Source organism: Staphylococcus sp. HMSC034C12, assembly GCF_001835895.1.
Taxonomy (GTDB): Bacteria; Bacillota; Bacilli; order Staphylococcales; family Staphylococcaceae; genus Staphylococcus; species Staphylococcus hominis.
Genome location: NZ_KV826308.1, coordinates 87,927 through 104,991, shown reverse-complemented (window position 1 = coordinate 104,991; position 17,065 = coordinate 87,927). Strand labels below are relative to the sequence as shown.

The 17,065-nt window shown below is 32.2% G+C and carries 14 protein-coding genes and 1 riboswitch; of the genes, 3 read left to right on the top strand and 11 right to left on the bottom strand.

From position 1 onward, the window contains the following. Window positions 1–41 precede the first annotated feature (41 nt). Entirely contained in the window at window positions 42–857 is an 816-nt protein-coding gene (locus HMPREF2629_RS02335) for a MetQ/NlpA family ABC transporter substrate-binding protein (RefSeq protein ID WP_070813130.1), read from the bottom strand. 108 nt (window positions 858–965) lie between these two features. Continuing rightward, a riboswitch (SAM riboswitch) is annotated at window positions 966–1,072 on the bottom strand. 147 nt (window positions 1,073–1,219) lie between these two features. On the opposite strand from HMPREF2629_RS02335, the gene HMPREF2629_RS02330 reads away from it, so the two are divergent. Continuing rightward, window positions 1,220–1,645, top strand: coding sequence for a hypothetical protein (locus HMPREF2629_RS02330; RefSeq protein WP_054105906.1), 426 nt, complete (start codon window positions 1,220–1,222; stop codon window positions 1,643–1,645). A gap of 166 nt (window positions 1,646–1,811) precedes the next feature. After that, the gene (locus HMPREF2629_RS02325; RefSeq protein WP_017175108.1) at window positions 1,812–2,435 is read left to right on the top strand and encodes an LPXTG cell wall anchor domain-containing protein; all 624 of its coding nucleotides are present in this window, start codon (window positions 1,812–1,814) and stop codon (window positions 2,433–2,435) included. Between the two features lie 156 nt (window positions 2,436–2,591). Here the strand turns inward: HMPREF2629_RS02325 and HMPREF2629_RS02320 are convergent, their stop codons facing one another. Together HMPREF2629_RS02320 and HMPREF2629_RS02315 are read right to left on the bottom strand one after the other, a co-directional pair. Beyond that, on the bottom strand, window positions 2,592–3,926 hold the full coding sequence (locus HMPREF2629_RS02320) for a putative glycoside hydrolase (RefSeq protein ID WP_054105907.1): 1,335 nt from the start codon (window positions 3,924–3,926) through the stop codon (window positions 2,592–2,594). 192 nt (window positions 3,927–4,118) lie between these two features. Beyond that, entirely contained in the window at window positions 4,119–4,610 is a 492-nt protein-coding gene (locus HMPREF2629_RS02315; protein WP_017175435.1) for a P-loop NTPase family protein, read from the bottom strand. 175 nt (window positions 4,611–4,785) lie between these two features. Here HMPREF2629_RS02315 and HMPREF2629_RS02310 point away from each other — a divergent pair, with 175 nt between their 5' ends. After that, on the top strand, window positions 4,786–5,676 hold the full coding sequence (locus tag HMPREF2629_RS02310) for a fructose bisphosphate aldolase (RefSeq protein WP_002449395.1): 891 nt from the start codon (window positions 4,786–4,788) through the stop codon (window positions 5,674–5,676). A 141-nt stretch (window positions 5,677–5,817) separates the two neighbouring features. On the opposite strand, the gene lqo is transcribed toward HMPREF2629_RS02310, so the two are convergent. The 8 genes from lqo to betA all read right to left on the bottom strand — a co-directional run bounded on the left by lqo (window position 5,818) and on the right by betA (window position 16,938). Next, window positions 5,818–7,320, bottom strand: a complete 1,503-nt coding sequence (gene lqo / locus HMPREF2629_RS02305; protein WP_002449218.1) for an L-lactate dehydrogenase (quinone) — start codon at window positions 7,318–7,320, stop codon at window positions 5,818–5,820. Window positions 7,321–7,634: 314 nt separating this feature from the next. Then, the gene (locus HMPREF2629_RS02300) at window positions 7,635–8,465 is read right to left on the bottom strand and encodes a pyruvate, water dikinase regulatory protein (RefSeq protein ID WP_017175436.1); all 831 of its coding nucleotides are present in this window, start codon (window positions 8,463–8,465) and stop codon (window positions 7,635–7,637) included. Window positions 8,466–8,471: 6 nt separating this feature from the next. Next, window positions 8,472–11,096 carry a pyruvate, phosphate dikinase gene (gene ppdK / locus HMPREF2629_RS02295; protein ID WP_017175437.1) on the bottom strand — a complete coding sequence of 875 codons (2,625 nt, stop codon included), beginning with the start codon at window positions 11,094–11,096 and terminating at the stop codon, window positions 8,472–8,474. A 213-nt stretch (window positions 11,097–11,309) separates the two neighbouring features. After that, a complete protein-coding gene (gene mbcS / locus HMPREF2629_RS02290) occupies window positions 11,310–12,902 on the bottom strand; it encodes an acyl-CoA synthetase MbcS (RefSeq protein WP_017175438.1) in 1,593 nt (530 codons plus the stop codon). A 131-nt stretch (window positions 12,903–13,033) separates the two neighbouring features. After that, window positions 13,034–13,471 carry an antibiotic biosynthesis monooxygenase family protein gene (locus HMPREF2629_RS02285; RefSeq protein ID WP_202596562.1) on the bottom strand — a complete coding sequence of 146 codons (438 nt, stop codon included), beginning with the start codon at window positions 13,469–13,471 and terminating at the stop codon, window positions 13,034–13,036. Between the two features lie 119 nt (window positions 13,472–13,590). Next, window positions 13,591–13,797: a YozE family protein gene (locus HMPREF2629_RS02280; RefSeq protein ID WP_017175440.1), complete on the bottom strand. Its 207-nt coding sequence runs from the start codon at window positions 13,795–13,797 to the stop codon at window positions 13,591–13,593. A 123-nt stretch (window positions 13,798–13,920) separates the two neighbouring features. Continuing rightward, entirely contained in the window at window positions 13,921–15,102 is a 1,182-nt protein-coding gene (locus HMPREF2629_RS02275; RefSeq protein ID WP_049382378.1) for an amidohydrolase, read from the bottom strand. Between the two features lie 129 nt (window positions 15,103–15,231). Further along, window positions 15,232–16,938: a choline dehydrogenase gene (gene betA, locus HMPREF2629_RS02270; RefSeq protein WP_002449442.1), complete on the bottom strand. Its 1,707-nt coding sequence runs from the start codon at window positions 16,936–16,938 to the stop codon at window positions 15,232–15,234. Window positions 16,939–17,065: the final 127 nt, after the last annotated feature.

Genomic DNA, 17,065 nt, shown 5'->3' with positions numbered 1-17,065 from the left:
TCACTTATCCAGATACTTTATGTCCCAGCCTCTTTTATGATTTATTTGTTTTCGTATGGAATAACATCATCACCATATTCTTTTTTAATATACGCTTTGATTTCTTTAGATTGCATAACTTTTAATAATGTTTGGAATTTTTCATCATTTTTATGACCTTCTTGAACAGCAATCGTATTCGCAAATGGTGATGATTCACCTTCCATAACAATAGCATCTTTAGACGGTTTTAAACCATTATCAAGCGCATAGTTTGAATTTATAATTACTGCAGCTCCTTCACCATTCTCATATGTTTTTGGTAAAAACTCTGCCCCTTGTTGATGGTTAAATTTCAAGTGTTTTTTATTTTCAGCAATATCTTCAAATTTTGCATTTTCAATTTTAACGCCTTTTTTTAATTTAATTAATCCTTCATTAACAAAGAAAGATAGAAAACGTCCTTCTTCTGCAGGATTATTAGAAACGTAAATCGTCGATCCATCTGGAATGTCTTTTAAATTTTTATATTTTTTACTATATACACCCATAGGCGTTGTAAACACTTTACCTAATTCTTCAATTTTATAACCATGACTTTTCTTTTCAGCATTCAAGTATGGAACGTGTTGGAAGAAGTTCGCATCAACATCGCCTTTATCTAATAATTTATTAGGCACCTTATAATCATTAACTTCTTTGACTTCTAGATCATATCCTTTTTTCTTCATTTCTTCTTTAGCTTTTTTCAACACATCACCATGAGGTGCTGGCGACGCTGCTACGGTAATTTTTTTATTATCTTCTTTCTGATTTCCACAAGCCGTTAGCGTAATAATTACTAATGCAATACTGATCATACCTATTAATTTTTTCATATGTATTGACACCTTTTTATAAATTTTCAACTCTCATTTACTCTTACTAGATATGTAAAGACATAAAAAAATACTTTCTACTATTAAGAGAAAGCATCGATACACTTTCTCTCATCTTCTAAAGTATGATTAACTTTATGTGAATTAGCACCATGTCATACAATGACGGTTGCTGGGTTTCGTAGGGCACATCCCTCCACCACTCTTGATAAGAGTTAATAGATTATTGAATTATTAATAACTTATCATTGATTTAAACTTTGGTCAATATGTTTTTTTAATATTCTAAAAATTTAAAAAGTGTTAAACCAAATATTTCAGGGAATATTCTTATACTATGTATATAAGAAGGAGGGAAAATTATGATCCGTTATTTTTATCATTGTCTTAGTGCGTTAGTTATAAGTATTATCTTATTAATTACAATGGCTATAATGGATGGCTTAGTTCAATCGACTCATCTTACTTTATTGTTAATTAATATTGATTTCTTAATTGATCCAAGCAAAACGCCATTATTATTAGAACTAGCCATTCATATTTTTATAGGATGGTTAATATATTTTATTTTCTTACTTATTTATCATGTCTTTAAACCATTATATAAACTAAGTTATGTCTTATTAATGATTGTTTTTGCCTCTCTTTATCCGTCACTCATCGCTATGGCAAAGCGTTCATTCTTTCACTTTAACTGGACAGAATACGGTTTATGGATGATTGCTCATATTATTTTTATGATTTTAATGGCTTGTTCCATTTCATATTTTTCTAAAAAGAAATATTAATACCTTATATAAATCATGTGATAAATATTGATTTAATGTTTACAAAACATTTATTCTTTAAGTTAAGTTAAAGATTTATTATGATTTTTTTTAAAACCCTGTTTCTGATCTATTCAAATGCTACACTCTAGTTGTAATTGATCATGAATGAAATGGGGTTTTCATTATGAAGAAAGTATCTTTCATCGCATCTACACTTTTAACAAGTACAATGCTACTTACAACGACTCAATCTGTAGAAGCACATACTGCTGACTTAGTGACTAAAGAAAACGCTAAACAAATTGCTACAGATGCATTATCTAATAGTGGAGGTAATCCAAATCTACAACGACTTGGTCGTACTGTTGACAAAGGCGCATACTTTGAAATTATAAGTCATAATAGATTAAATGAAGGCAGTGGAATGTATAAAGTTTATAAAAATGGCGAAGTTGAGTACAAAAATGGTACATATAGTGACTTTAATCAACTTCAAGATACACGTATTCATGCAGAATCAGGTATCGCTAAAGCTGCTAAAACACCTTCCTCTTCTAATGATAAACAAGTTAATTCTGTTGATTGTGCACGTGAACTCAATCGTTATTATGTAGGAACAGTTGCTTCTTCTGAGGTGCCATCCTCTAAGTCACTTAAAAATACTCAAACATCACAATCTTCTGTTAAAACACTCCCAAGTACTGGAGACGATACACAACAACACTCAACTCAACTTTTAGCCTCACTTCTATTAGTTATGGGAACTTCATTATTACTTAAACGAAAACATCATAGTCATTCTTATTGATCTACTAAACATTTTTAATAAATAAAAAAGGAGTGAGTCAACAAATTCAAAATGAATTCTGACTCACTCCTTTTGTTTAATCATGATTTCGTTTAAATAGTTCTACAAGATAAATCATTTCCATACTAAATTAATATACAAGAAACTGTCTCTATATTATTTATTTTTATTATCCGCTTGTTCATTATCTTGACTATCAGAATGTTGATCATCTTTGTTTTTAGTTTGTTCTACACCTTCAGGGTCTTGTTCTTTAGCATTGCCTTTTTTTGGATTATAATTAACACCTTCTGTATAATCATTACCTGCATTCCATAATAAGAACTCATTCACACCGTTATCTTTTAAAGCTTGAACTTCTTCAGATATCGCTTTTGCATCATAATCAATATAATTACCAGCCCCTAAATATGAAGCGGTAAAGTCTTGAATCCATGGTCTTGAAATAGGCTTATCTTTACCTAATGTATCTAATAAACTATTTTCTTTTTGAATATAGCGATTAACTGTTTTATATGGCTCAGTATCTGGTGCTTGTAAACCGAAATCTCCATTACTCCAATGAGATGGATAAATCATTGATGAAATGGCATCTACATTTTTAGAAATTTTAGGGAAGCTTTGACCAATACCAGGTGCATTTTCAACTAATGCAGAATAACCAAATACATCAGCTGACACATTAACTCCCATTGGTTTTAATTCTTTATTTGCGTATTCTAAGAATTTAGTAATTGTATCCACACGTTGATCGCCTGAACTCATCTGACTATTTTTATATTCACCTTTATTATAAGTTAAGCTATCTGCTTGATTTTCAAATCCTTCTGGGAAGCGTACATAGTCAAATTGAATATCTTGGAAGCCGGCTTTTGCAGCTGCTTTTGCAACATCAATATCATACTTCCATACTTCCTTCATAAATGGATTAACAAAGCTATCCCCTTTACCATTTGTCCAAACAGAACCATCACTATTTTTGAATGTCCATTCAGGGTGTTCATTTGCTAATTTTGTATCTTTAAATGTTACAATACGTGCAATTGGGTAAATATTATTATCATGCAGTTTTTTTAATAATTTTTTACCATCTACAATATCAAGCGTATTTTTATCCACTTGTTTATTGCCAGTATTTAATTTCATAGTAATGTTACCTGTATCATCTTTCACATCGATAACCATGGTATTTAAATTAGAATCTTTGATGAATTTAACTAACTCATCCATTTTTTTACCCTGTGTAGAATTACTTGTTACATAAATCCCTTTAACACCATCTTTAGGATACTCTACTTTATTTTCATTTGTATTTTTATCATTATTCTTTTTCAATGCATCACTTTGACTATTACCACTTTTATTACTAGATTGCTCATTTTTCTGATTTCCATCTTTTTGTCCACTATCAGATGCATTATCTCCATTACTACAAGCCGCCAATAATAGAGCACTTGTTGTTAATACAGCAAAAATTTTATTTTTCTTCATTACTGTTCCTCCAAGAAAGTATATAAGTATTAATTAAGAACTTAGTTATCATATATAAACGATTTAAAAATAAAGACTAACTTCAATTAATAAGAACTTAACTTACTTTAGAATAGCATATTTTAACAAAAAATATACGATACACTAAAGTTTTATAAAATATTCTATTTAATATTTACATATATTAAAATTTTAAAGAAAACGTAAAGATAATGCTTTAGAATCATCGATGATCCACTGAACATTTGGTATTGATCTTTTCATTTGTTGCATGATAAATTGCTCATTATTTTTAGGAAAATCCCAAATATACTTAATAAATTCAAAACTTAATGTTTTAGGATTTCCTCCGATATGTTCTCTGTTAAATAGTGAATATATGTAACGCTTGATTACTCTAAGTATACATTTTACTCTTGGTTCTTTAATCCATATGACTTTAGTTGCATATTTTAATCTCATACTAAGTGTACTAGAATAATTTCCATCAATAATCCATTCCTCTTTTACTACAATAGATTCAAGTTTTTGTTTTAATTCTTCAAAAGTAATGACGTTTTTATTATTAAGCCATTGAATTTGATCAATATGGTAAAGTGGCAGTTGATATTTTAAATGTAGTTGATATGCCAATGTTGATTTTCCAGAACCAGGGCTACCAATAATTAATATACGTTGTTTCATAACAATCCCCTTTGAATATGTTTGAATGTTTACATTAAATGTATAAATACGGTAATTTCATAAAATTGTAAATTGTTAATTAAGAAATTTCAATAATTAATTACTTTATACTTGAGAATATTATTATTTTTTACGATAATGATATTGAAAGTTTATTAAAGGAGTGAAAGGCATAATGAATAAAGAACAATTAGAAAAAGTAAGTCATGGGAAAGGATTCATCGCTGCATTAGACCAAAGTGGTGGTAGTACTCCAAAAGCATTAAAAGAATATGGTGTAAACGAAGATCAATACAGCAATGATGACGAAATGTTCCAACTTGTACATGATATGCGTACACGTGTTGTCACTTCACCTTCATTTACTTCAGATAAAATTTTAGGTGCGATTCTATTTGAACAAACTATGGATCGTGAAGTTGAAGGTAAATATACTGGTGACTACTTAGCTGATAAAGGTGTCGTTCCTTTCTTAAAAGTCGACAAAGGTTTAGCTGAAGAGCAAAATGGTGTCCAATTAATGAAACCTATCGACAACTTAGATGAAACTTTAGACCGTGCAGTTGAACGTCATATCTTCGGTACTAAAATGCGTTCTAACATCTTAGAATTAAATGAACAAGGTATCAAAGACGTTGTTGAACAACAATTTGAAATTGCTAAAAAAATCATTGCTAAAGGTTTAGTACCTATCATTGAACCTGAAGTAAACATTAACGCTAAAGACAAAGCTGAAATCGAAGAAGTATTAAAAGCTGAACTTAAAAAAGGCTTAGATTCTTTAAATGATGATCAATTAGTAATGCTAAAATTAACTATCCCTACTAAAGCTAACTTATACAAAGAATTAGCTGATCATCCAAATGTTGTTCGTGTTGTTGTATTATCTGGTGGCTACAGCAGAGACGAAGCAAACAAATTATTAAAAGACAATGATGAATTAATTGCAAGCTTCTCACGTGCATTAGCAAGTGATTTACGTGCAGGCCAATCAAAAGAAGAATTTGATAAAGCTTTAGGCGATGCAGTAGATTCAATCTACGATGCTTCAGTAAATAAAAATTAATAGTCAGATTTTTATTTAAAAGTGATGAGTCACGTGCTCATCACTTTTTTCATGTTTTTAAGCAGTTATAACCATTAAATTTATTTAATAAAAAAACTGTTAACAGAACGTGATGTTCTGTTAACAGTTTTCTAATTTTTCTTATTTAGCATTAGTATTTTCATAGAAACCTAATTCTAATTGTTTAGATGTTAAACGACGAGTTTTTCTCATTAAGTCAACATCATGAATTAATGATTCACCATATGAAGGAATCATTTTTTTGATTTTTGGTTTCCATTCATCTAAATATTGTTCGAAGTTTCTTTCGATAACTTCTAACGCTACTGAAACTGATGTAGAAGCCCCTGGTGATTCACCAAGTAAAGCAATGATAGAGTGGTCTTTAGAGTCAACCACTTCTGTACCGAATTGGATGAATCCTTTACCTTCTTTTTCATCATCTTTAATAACTTGTACACGTGTACCAGCAGTATATACTTGCCAATCTTCATCACGAGCTTCAGGGTAGAACGTACGTAAGTGGTTCATACAACCTTCTTTAGTCATGATGATTTGGTCAAATGAATATTTAAGTAATGACATATTCTTAACTGCTGCAGCTAATAACGTAGTGATATTGTGTGGTTTAACTGATTTGAATAAATCTAAGTTAGAACCGTGAATTAAGAATTTAGGGCCAACATTTGCGAATGGTCCGAATAATAATGTTCTTTCACCATCGATATAACGAGTATCTAAGTGAGGAACAGTCATTGGTGGTGTGCCAGGTGGCTCTTTACCATAAACTTTCGCATCATGTTGTTCGATAACTTCTGGATTTGTACAAGCGATAAATTGACCAATGATTGGGAAACCACCGATATGTTTACCTTCTTCGATACCAGTTTTTTGTAATAATGGAATAGATCCACCACCAGCACCGATGAATACATGGTCAGCTTCTTTAGTAAAGACTTTATTGTTAGCTAAATCTTTAATTTTAACTTGCCATTTACCGTTAGATAAACGTTTGAAGTCTTGTACTTCATGATTATAGTTGACGTTTACGTTTGAATCGTCGTTTTGTAAGTTATGTGCCATTTTACGAGTTAATTCACCGTAGTTAACGTCAGTACCTTCGTCGATTTTACTAGCAGCCATTAAGCCATCATCGAAACGACCTTGCATCATTAATGGAATCCATTTTCTCATTACTTCGATGTCTTCAGTGTATTCGATATCATCGAACATAGGGAAATCTTTCATTTTTTCGTAACGTTCTTTTAAGAATTGAACGTTGTTTTTACCACGTACGAAACTGATATGTGGTAAAGGATGAATGAAATCTCTAGGATCTTTAATTTGTCCTGATTCTACTAAATGACCCCAAAATTGTTTAGAAATTTCAAATTGTTCGTTAATTTCTTTTGCTTTTTCAATGTCAATCGTACCATCTGGTTGTCTTACAGTATAGTTTAATTCACATAATGCAGCGTGACCAGTACCAGCATTGTTACGTTCATTTGAACTTTCGATACCTGGACGATCTAAACGTTCATAAAGATCGATGTTCCAGTTAGGTACAAGTTCATTGAACATAGATGCAACTGTTGTACTAATTACACCAGCACCGACAATAATCATATCTTTTGATTCTGTCATGTTTGTACACCTCTCCAAAAATTATGTTTCACAATATATTATAATTACCTGTTGCTCTTGTTTCCCTAATATCTAGTAATCAATATATTGTTTTAGTAATGTGTTAAGTCTTTCATTACTATGTTAAAACAAATATAGTCAATTGTAAATCAGAAAAACTTAAATATTCGAATTAATGAATTCATTATCATTAAATTAAGCAAAAAATTTATCAATATAAGTTAAATAGTAAGAATAGTTGAATGATCAAAGTTTTATTATAACATGATGTCATTACAATCACTTAATGATTTACTTACAACCTTATATAATGATTATTTATTATTTTGTAAAAACTTTTCAATATAAAAAGCTGATTCTTCAATTGATTTATACTCAGTATTAATCACTGTAGCATTTAATTTTTTAAATACTTCTTCTGCATAACTGAGTTCTTCTTTTATACGATTTAAATTATTATATTGAGACTCTTTCGACAAACCTAATGTTTCAGCACGACTTTTTCGTATATTTGCAATATACTGTGGACTTGCAGTTAATCCAAATACTTGTAACCCTTTTTGCTTAAAAACACTGTCTGGAATACTAACTTCAGGTACTAAAGGAATGTTTGCTATTTTGTAGCCTTTATTCGCTAAATACATACTTAATGGTGTCTTTGAAGTACGTGATACCCCTACAATCAACGCATCCGCTTCGCCTATATCAGAAAAATGCTTACCATCATCATATTTAACTGAATATTCAATCGCTTCAATACGCTTAAAATAAGCTTCATTTAACTTTCTTAACGCACCACTTTCCATCAATGGTTTTTCACCTGTCACGTGTTCAATAATGCTAATTAAATCAGACATATAATCTACATATGGGATATGATGTTCTCTAGCAAATTCGTGACCAAGTGCATTAAATGATTCACTTACTAATGTCGTAGCTACTATTGCGTGGTGTTCTTTCGCTAAATTTAATATATTTAAAAATTCTTCCTCATCTTTAATATAAGGAAATTTTTTTATTTCTACATTATTTAAATCTGGAAACTGGGTTAAAGTTGCATGAATCATACGTTGAGCAGTTTCTCCAATTGAATCTGAAACAATAAATAATTTTAAATTATGTGCTTGTGACTCGACTTCATTCATTTTTGATTACTCACTTTCCTCCACTTGACTCTGAGCAGTCGCTAAAATTGCTCCTGGAATTCGGAATGGTGAACATGATACATAATCAATTGGTAAGTGATTGAAATAATGAATAGATTTTGCATCTCCACCTAATTCACCACATACACCAATCTTAATATTTTCGTTCACTTTCTTTGCCTGTTTAACTGCCATTTCAATTAGTTTTCCAACGCCATCTTCATCTAATGTTTGGAACGGGTCAAGTTTCAATATATTTCTTTCAGTATACACATTTATAAACTTCCCTGCATCATCTCTAGAAAAACCAAATGACAATTGTGTTAAATCGTTCGTACCAAAGCTGAAGAAATCACAATATTTTGCTAATTCGTCTGAAATAAGACATGCACGAGGCGTTTCGATCATTGTTCCCATTGAGTAATCTACGCTTTCTTGATGTTGTTTTTCTAATTGATCAATAGTCTTAACAAGGTTTTCTTTTAAAGTAGTAAATTCTTCGACTGTAGACACTAACGGAATCATAATTTCTGGTTTACACTGAATGCCTTCTTCTTTTAATTTAAATACACTTTCAATAATCGCTTCTACTTGCATTTCATATAACTCAGGGTATGTGATGGCTAAACGACAACCACGATGTCCAAGCATTGGATTCACTTCGTTTAAATCCACAATGCGTTTATCTAATGTTTCCTTTGAAATATTTAATTGCTTCGCAACATTCGCAATATCCTCTTCAGAATGTGGTAAGAACTCATGCAATGGCGGATCAAGTAAACGTACTATTGTAGGATGTTCACCTGATAATTTAAAAATTTCTTTAAAGTCTTCTACTTGATATTGTTTAATATGATTAAGTGCTTCGAGACGGTCTTCACGAGAGGATGATAAGATGAAACGTCTCATCTCTACTAGTCGCTCAGCCCCAAAGAACATATGCTCTGTACGTACTAATCCGATGCCTTTAGCACCAAATTGGTAACCCACTTTAATATCTTGAGGTGTTTCTGCATTCATACGTACTTTTAAACGAGCTGTCTTTTCTGACCACTCCATAAATTGATTGAATGACTCGCTATGCTCAGCATTGACTGTTTTAATCTCACCTAAATAAATGTCACCTTCTGAACCATCAACTGAAACCATATCTCCTTCATGTAGTGTTTGATTGCCATAGTATACCGTCTTAGCACTCGTATTAATTTCTAAATCAGAACATCCTGTCACACAACATTTACCCATTCCACGAGCTACAACTGCTGCATGAGACGTCATGCCACCATGTGTGGTTACAATCGCTTCACTTGCAATCATACCTTCAATATCTTCAGGAGACGTTTCTGGTCTCATCAAGATCACTTTTTTACCTTGATCTGATTGTGCTTTCGCCTCTTCAGCAGTAAATACAATTTGACCTGTTGCAGCACCTGGACTCGCAGGTAATCCCATTTTAGATACAACTGTTGCTTCTTTTAATGAAGACTCATCGAAATTAGGATGCAACAGTTGATCAATTGATTTTACTTCAACTTTTTTCATTGCTTCTTTTTTAGTAATAATACCTTCATTCACTAAATCTACAGCAATTTGAATAGCTGCACGTGCTGTACGTTTACCATTACGAGTTTGGAGTAAATATAATTGTCCATTTTCAATTGTAAATTCAATATCTTGCATATCTTTATAGTGTTTTTCTAATTGTTTTGTCACATCTACAAATGCTTGATGAACCTCTGGCATTTGATCATGTAATGTTGAGATATCTTTAGGTGTACGAATACCAGCAACAACATCTTCTCCTTGTGCATTAAGTAAATATTCACCAAATAATTTATTTTCGCCAGTCACTGGATTACGCGTAAAAGCAACACCTGTTCCACTATTATCTCCACTATTACCGAAAACCATTTCTTGGATATTTACTGCTGTGCCGATGTCATGTGGAATATCATTTAAATCTCGGTAAATACGAGCACGATCATTATCCCAAGATTTAAATACAGCTTCTATAGCTTCTTCCAGTTGTTTCAAAGGCTCTTGTGGGAAAGGTTTATGTACTTCTTCTACATATATTTCCTTAAAGCGCTTACAAATTTCTTTTAAACCCTCTGCACTAATGGCAGCGTCATTCTCAAAATGATGTTGTTTTTTATACTGTTCGAAATATGTATCAAATGCTTGCATAGGTACACTATATACGACTTCACCAAACATTTGTAATAAACGACGATAACAGTCATAAGCAAAACGTTTATCCCCAGTTTTTTTAGCTAATTTTTCTACATTCTCATCATTTAAGCCCAAGTTTAATATTGTATCCATCATTCCTGGCATAGAAATTTTTGCACCACTTCTTACAGAAACAAGTAATAAATTAGTATCAGAAGAGAATATTTTTCCGGTTCTCTCTGAAAATGAAGCCAAGTGATCAATTAATTCTGTTTTGATGTCAGTAGATAATGACTTACCTTGTTTTAAATACTCAATACATGCTGTTGTGGTAATGGTGAAACCATCTGGTACAGGTAAACCTAAGCGTTTCATTTCAGATAGATTAGCTCCTTTACCTCCCAATACATCTCTCATTGATTTTTGTCCTTCATCAAACGCATAAATATATTTAGTCATTATAAATCACCTCAAATTTTTGTTATGTCATACTAATTATTTAAAAGTATGTCATAATAACACGTGAAATACAATTAAAATTATCTTTATTTTTAATTTTTCTAAATATAGACAATTTTTCAATATTCATGTTATCTGATACATCAGTATTCTCATCATAAAAAAACACTGATAAATTAGTGACATACTAATTTATCAGTGTGGTGAATATGATTATTTATTTTGAGCGTTGTTATATTTTGTGCGTTCAGCATCGCGTAATTCAACACGACGAATTTTGCCAGAGTTTGTTTTTGGTAAATCTTCTACAAATTCAATCGCACGTGGATATTTATATGGTGCGACTACTTTTTTAGAGAAAGTTTGTAACTCTTTCACTAAATCATCACTTGGTTTATAGCCCTCTTTTAAAATAATAAATGCTTTAACAATATTGCCACGAATTGGATGTGGACTTGCTACAACTGCACATTCTTTTACCGCTTCATGATTTGTGAGTGCATCTTCAACTTCGAAAGGTCCAATAGTATAACCAGAACTAATAATAATATCGTCACGGCGACCTTCAAACCAGAAATAGCCATCTTCGTCGATATGTGCTAAATCTCCAGTAATGTAATAATCTCCTGCATGTGCCTCTTTTGTACGTTTCTCATCTTTAAAGTAACCTTTAAATAATCCAGGGAAATCAAGTGGTAATGCTATATTACCTTTTACATTTGTATCCACTTTGTTTCCATCATCATCAACAACTGCTACACGACTACCCGGAATAGCTTTACCCATAGAACCAGGACGTGGTTCTGTATCTTTTAAGAAACCAATTAGTAACGTACTTTCTGTTTGTCCATATCCGTCACGCACTGTTAAATTAAAATGTTTACGGAATTGTTCAACTACTTCTCTATTTAATGGTTCCCCTGCAGATACTGCACTGTGTAAATGATCTAAATTGTATTGATCTAAGTTATCTAATTTTGCCATCATACGGTATTCTGTTGGTGTACAGCAAAGCACATTAATTTTAAAGTTTTGTAATAGTGATAAATAACGGGAAGGATTAAATTTACCATTATACACAAATGCTGTCGCTCCTGATCCCATAATAGATAGGAATGGACTCCATACCCATTTTTGCCAACCAGGTGCAGCTGTTGCCCACACTAAGTCATCTTCTTTTATAGCTAACCAATGTTCAGGTGCCATTTTCATATGAGCATATCCCCAACCATGAGAATGTGTAACAGCTTTTGGATTACCTGTAGTTCCAGAAGTGTAAGATAAAATAGCAACATCATCTCTTGTTGTATTGGCTATGTCTAATTTATCACTTTGCTTTGCTTTTTCATCTTCAATACTAATCCAATTCTCTTGATTTCCGTTAATCACAAATTTTGTTAATTCGTTATATTCTTCAATATCTCTAAATTCTTCTATAAAATCAGCTAATACAATAACTGCATTAATTTCTCCATGCGTAATACGATATTGTAAATCCTTTGTTCTTAACATTTCAGAACTTGGGATAATTGCAATACCTAATTTTAATGCTGCAATATAAAGTTCATACGTGATGATAGCACGTGGCATCATGATTAACACTTTATCGCCTTTTTTTAGTCCATGGTTTAATAATACATGTCCTACTTTATTAGCGTTTTTAATTAATTCAGAGTATGTAACACTAATGGGTTCTTCTACACCGTTTTCATAAATAATTGCTTGTTTACTTTGATTTGAAGCATGTTTTTCTATTTCAGATACAATATTATATGTCTCTGGTGCTAATAAATTTAAATGATTCATTACTTTATTTTCCTTCCAATTTTTAAGTTTTCATCGTTCATAAAATCACACATCTTAATTTCACGCAATCCTATGCGGTATTTGTTTTAAATATAAAAAAGATTAAGTTTCTATACCAGTATATTACTTTTTTAGAAACTTAATCTTTGAATATTAAATATATTATCTATATCAACATTCGTTTCTAAATTAGCAAGTTCTATTCTTACATTATAAGATAAATCGCGATTAACTATTTTATTATCGACACCTTGTTTAGTGCCTCTTTTTTTATGCGTTTTATCATAAGCGGCTGAACTTTGCCAATCATAGAACGATTGTCGATCTTTCCATAACGTCAAAATAATATAATGACGATGCTTAGTTTGAGGACGTAAAAAACGTAAAGCTTTGAATCCTGGCACATCTTGTAAATATTTAGTGCGCTCTAAAAATTTAGATTCAAATTGAGGTTCATTACCTTCATTAACAAACAAGTGATTCAAAACACATATTGAATCGTTTGTTAACTCGTTTATTGACTCAAGTACTGTATATAATTGAACATCATTATTTTTTTCGATAGACATAGTCCGTTCTTCTTTTTCTTCTATTACATATGTTTTATAACTATCAGTTAAAGTCACTTCTTAGTTCCTTCATTTCTTAACTAGCTTTAAGCTATCATTTTTAATTCTGCTATTCATCTCTATCTTCCTTCATATAATGAAAGGGAACGTTTAACAATTTCTAAGAATTCATGATCCAACATCGACGTCTTAGAAAAGTAATCAAGTATATTTTCAGCAAGATATTCATGTTTTGGAAAATTTTGGTCTTGATTTATCCATGATGCAAGTTCACCTAATGGGGTCTTATCATCAATAAATCCTTGCATAAAATCATAAAAACTCATCAACTCACCCCAATATCTAGATATAGGATAATACTATCATGACAAATTCTTTAATACTAGAGTATACACTTGACTTCTACTTTAAAAATGTAGAATTATTGCTTAAATATATATTTTGACTGCTTATTCAATAGTTAAATAGTTTAATACTACTGCACCTACTGCTTCTGCTGCAACTAACATACTTGACTCATCAATCGTAAATTTAGGATGATGATGTGGATATGCTTTACCCTCTCTCGGTTTTGCTCCAGAATATATAAAAGTACTTGGCAATGTTTTAGCATAAAAAGCGAAGTCTTCAGATGGCGGTTGAGGTTCGCATACTTCTATGCCTTTAACATCAGCTAATTTTGCTTGGTTAATGGTTTCTGCAACATATTCAGTAAAGTCAGGATCATTATACAATGCAGGATAATCTTTACTAAATGTAAATTCACAATTTACACCAAATGTTTCTTCCAAACCATGAACCATTTGTTTTAAAGCCGTTTCAATACGATCGCGTGTAGCATCTGTCAAAGCGCGAACGTCACCTTCAATGGTTATTTTATCTTTAATCACATTAAATTGACCTTTACCATCAAATGATCCAATTGTGACGACACCCGTTTCAAATGGATTAAGGCGACGTGAGACCACTGTTTGAGCGGTAGTAACGAAATTAGCTCCCGCTACAATCGCATCATTTGCAGTATGCGGAGAAGAACCATGTCCTCCTTCACCTTTTACAATTAATTTAAAGTAAGAACGTCCTGTTTGAACGTTACCCTTATGATAATAGACTTTACCAGGAGCCATATTAGTCATCACATGGGTGCCTAAAACATGATCAACGCCATCCAATACGCCATCTTCAATCATACCTTTAGCTCCACCAGGTGGCATTTCTTCAGCGGGTTGATGAATAACAATTACTTTGCCACTGAACTGAGATTTCATTTCTATCAATGTTTCTGCCAAAATAAGCATATATGCTGTATGTGCATCATGTCCACACGCATGCATGACTCCCTCGTTTTTAGAAGCAAATGATAAACCAGTATCTTCTTGAATGGGAAGCGCATCAAAATCTGCTCGAATAGCAATCGTTTTCCCAGGTTTACCACTATCTATCGTTACTTTTACACCATTTTGTCCTATATTTGTTTCTACCTTACACTCTTTATCTTTATAAAAATTAGCAATATATTTGGGTGTCTCAGTTTCATGAAATGATAACTCAGGATATTCATGTAAATGTCTTCGAATCTCGATCATACGCTTTTCCTTATCTTGTAAACGTTGCACTAAATCTTTAATCATTTCATATCACTCCTTCTCTGTCATTCATTATATGCCTTTACGTATTAAAAATGTTGTAGAAGGGGATATTTAAAATAAAAAGGTTAGAATCATCTTTGATTCCAACCCTTATTTCATATAACTATCTTATTAATGTTTATAGTATGGATCGAATTCCATTGCTCCAGCATTCTCGTCACTAACACCATGTTTATAGTAATCAACATATTGTGGTTCTAATGGTTTTTTACCACGAATGATATCAGCTGCTTTTTCAGCGAGCATTAAAACTGGTGCATGAATATTACCATTAGTAGTGCGAGGCATAGCAGATGCATCAACAACACGTAAATTTTCCATGCCATGTACTTTCATAGTTAATGGATCTACAACTGCCATCGGATCTGACGCTGGCCCCATTTTAGCACTACAAGAAGGATGTAAAGCAGTTTCGCCATCTTTACGTACCCAATCAAGAATTTCTTCATCTGTTTGTACAGATGGTCCTGGTGAGATTTCACCACCATTATATGGATCCATCGCAGGTTGAGATAAAATATTACGTGCTACTCGAATTGCTTCAACCCATTCTTGTTTATCTTCTTTTGTTGATAAATAATTGAATACAATACTTGGTTTTTCAAATGGATCTTTTGATTTAATTTTTAAACTACCACGTGAATTTGAATACATAGGACCAACATGTACCTGATATCCATGCGCCACTGGTGCTTTTTGACCATCATATCTTACAGCAATTGGTAAGAAATGGAACATTAAATTTGGATATGCAACTTGATTGTTAGATCTAACAAAAGCACCACCTTCAAAGTGGTTTGAAGCTGCTGCACCTTTACGTGCAAATATCCATTGTAATCCAATCCAAGGCATACGTTTTACATCTAAGCTTGGTTGTAGTGAAACAGGCTGCTTACATTTATGTTGAATATATACTTCTAAATGATCTTCGAAGTTTTCTCCAACACCAGGTAAGTGCATGCGTGGTTCTATACCTTTAGATTTTAAGAATTCAGAATCACCGATACCAGACAATTGCAACAACTGAGGTGTATTAAATGCACCACCTGAAAGAATTACTTCACCAGCATTCACAGTATGAAGTTTACCATTACGTTTAAACGTTACACCTGTAGCTTTCTTACCTTCAAAATGTATTTTAGTAACAAATGCACGTGTTTTAACTGTTAAATTTTTACGCTTCATTGCAGGACGTAAATAGGCACGTGAAGCTGAAACACGACGGCCATTATGTACTTGACTATCAAATGGACCAAAGCCTTCTTGTCTATATCCATTGACGTCGTTTGTTTTATGATAACCTGCTTCAACACCTGCATCGAAGAATGATTTAAATAATGGATTTGTGGCTGGTCCACGTTTTAATTTAATCGGACCGTCATGTCCTCTATATTTATCATATGGTGCAGCTCCAAATGTTTTTTCTAGTTTTTTAAAATAAGGTAAACAATGTGCAAAGTCCCAAGTTTCCATTCCTTCTGGTTCAGCCCAGCCTTCATAATCCATTGGATTACCACGTTGATAAATCATACCATTAATTGAACTTGAACCACCTAATACTTTACCTCGAGCATGGTCTACCTTACGTCCCATATGCGGTTCTTCTTCAGTTTGGTATCTCCAATCGTAAAATGGATTTCCTGAAGGAAACATCAATGCTGCAGGCATTTGTATAAATAAATCCCATGGATAATCACTACGTCCTGCTTCTAGTACAAGTACTTCTTTATTTTTATCTTCTGACAAACGATTTCCCAATACTGATCCAGCGCTTCCTCCGCCAATAATTACGTAATCATATGATTGATTTTTACTCATATATTGTCGTCCTCCTATAAAAATATAAATCTTCTATTTAAATACAATTTAGTTTGATTTGATACGTCTTTATTCTTCAAAATAAATGGACCGTAAAATAATACGTCTACGGTCCTTTATAGTTAAA

What these genes read in the sequence shown, in the direction of transcription:
- HMPREF2629_RS02320 (WP_054105907.1), bottom strand. Translation starts at nt 3,926, where the DNA reads ATGAAGAAAAATAAAATTTTTGCTGTATTAACAACAAGTGCTCTATTA.
- HMPREF2629_RS02300 (WP_017175436.1), bottom strand. Translation starts at nt 8,465, where the DNA reads ATGAATGAAGTCGAGTCACAAGCACATAATTTAAAATTATTTATTGTT.
- ppdK (WP_017175437.1), bottom strand. Translation starts at nt 11,096, where the DNA reads ATGACTAAATATATTTATGCGTTTGATGAAGGACAAAAATCAATGAGA.
- lqo (WP_002449218.1), bottom strand. Translation starts at nt 7,320, where the DNA reads ATGACAGAATCAAAAGATATGATTATTGTCGGTGCTGGTGTAATTAGT.
- HMPREF2629_RS02285 (WP_202596562.1), bottom strand. Translation starts at nt 13,471, where the DNA reads ATGTCTATCGAAAAAAATAATGATGTTCAATTATATACAGTACTTGAG.
- HMPREF2629_RS02325 (WP_017175108.1), top strand. Translation starts at nt 1,812, where the DNA reads ATGAAGAAAGTATCTTTCATCGCATCTACACTTTTAACAAGTACAATG.
- HMPREF2629_RS02335 (WP_070813130.1), bottom strand. Translation starts at nt 857, where the DNA reads ATGAAAAAATTAATAGGTATGATCAGTATTGCATTAGTAATTATTACG.
- HMPREF2629_RS02315 (WP_017175435.1), bottom strand. Translation starts at nt 4,610, where the DNA reads ATGAAACAACGTATATTAATTATTGGTAGCCCTGGTTCTGGAAAATCA.
- HMPREF2629_RS02280 (WP_017175440.1), bottom strand. Translation starts at nt 13,797, where the DNA reads ATGAGTTTTTATGATTTTATGCAAGGATTTATTGATGATAAGACCCCA.
- mbcS (WP_017175438.1), bottom strand. Translation starts at nt 12,902, where the DNA reads ATGAATCATTTAAATTTATTAGCACCAGAGACATATAATATTGTATCT.
- HMPREF2629_RS02310 (WP_002449395.1), top strand. Translation starts at nt 4,786, where the DNA reads ATGAATAAAGAACAATTAGAAAAAGTAAGTCATGGGAAAGGATTCATC.
- betA (WP_002449442.1), bottom strand. Translation starts at nt 16,938, where the DNA reads ATGAGTAAAAATCAATCATATGATTACGTAATTATTGGCGGAGGAAGC.
- HMPREF2629_RS02275 (WP_049382378.1), bottom strand. Translation starts at nt 15,102, where the DNA reads ATGATTAAAGATTTAGTGCAACGTTTACAAGATAAGGAAAAGCGTATG.
- HMPREF2629_RS02330 (WP_054105906.1), top strand. Translation starts at nt 1,220, where the DNA reads ATGATCCGTTATTTTTATCATTGTCTTAGTGCGTTAGTTATAAGTATT.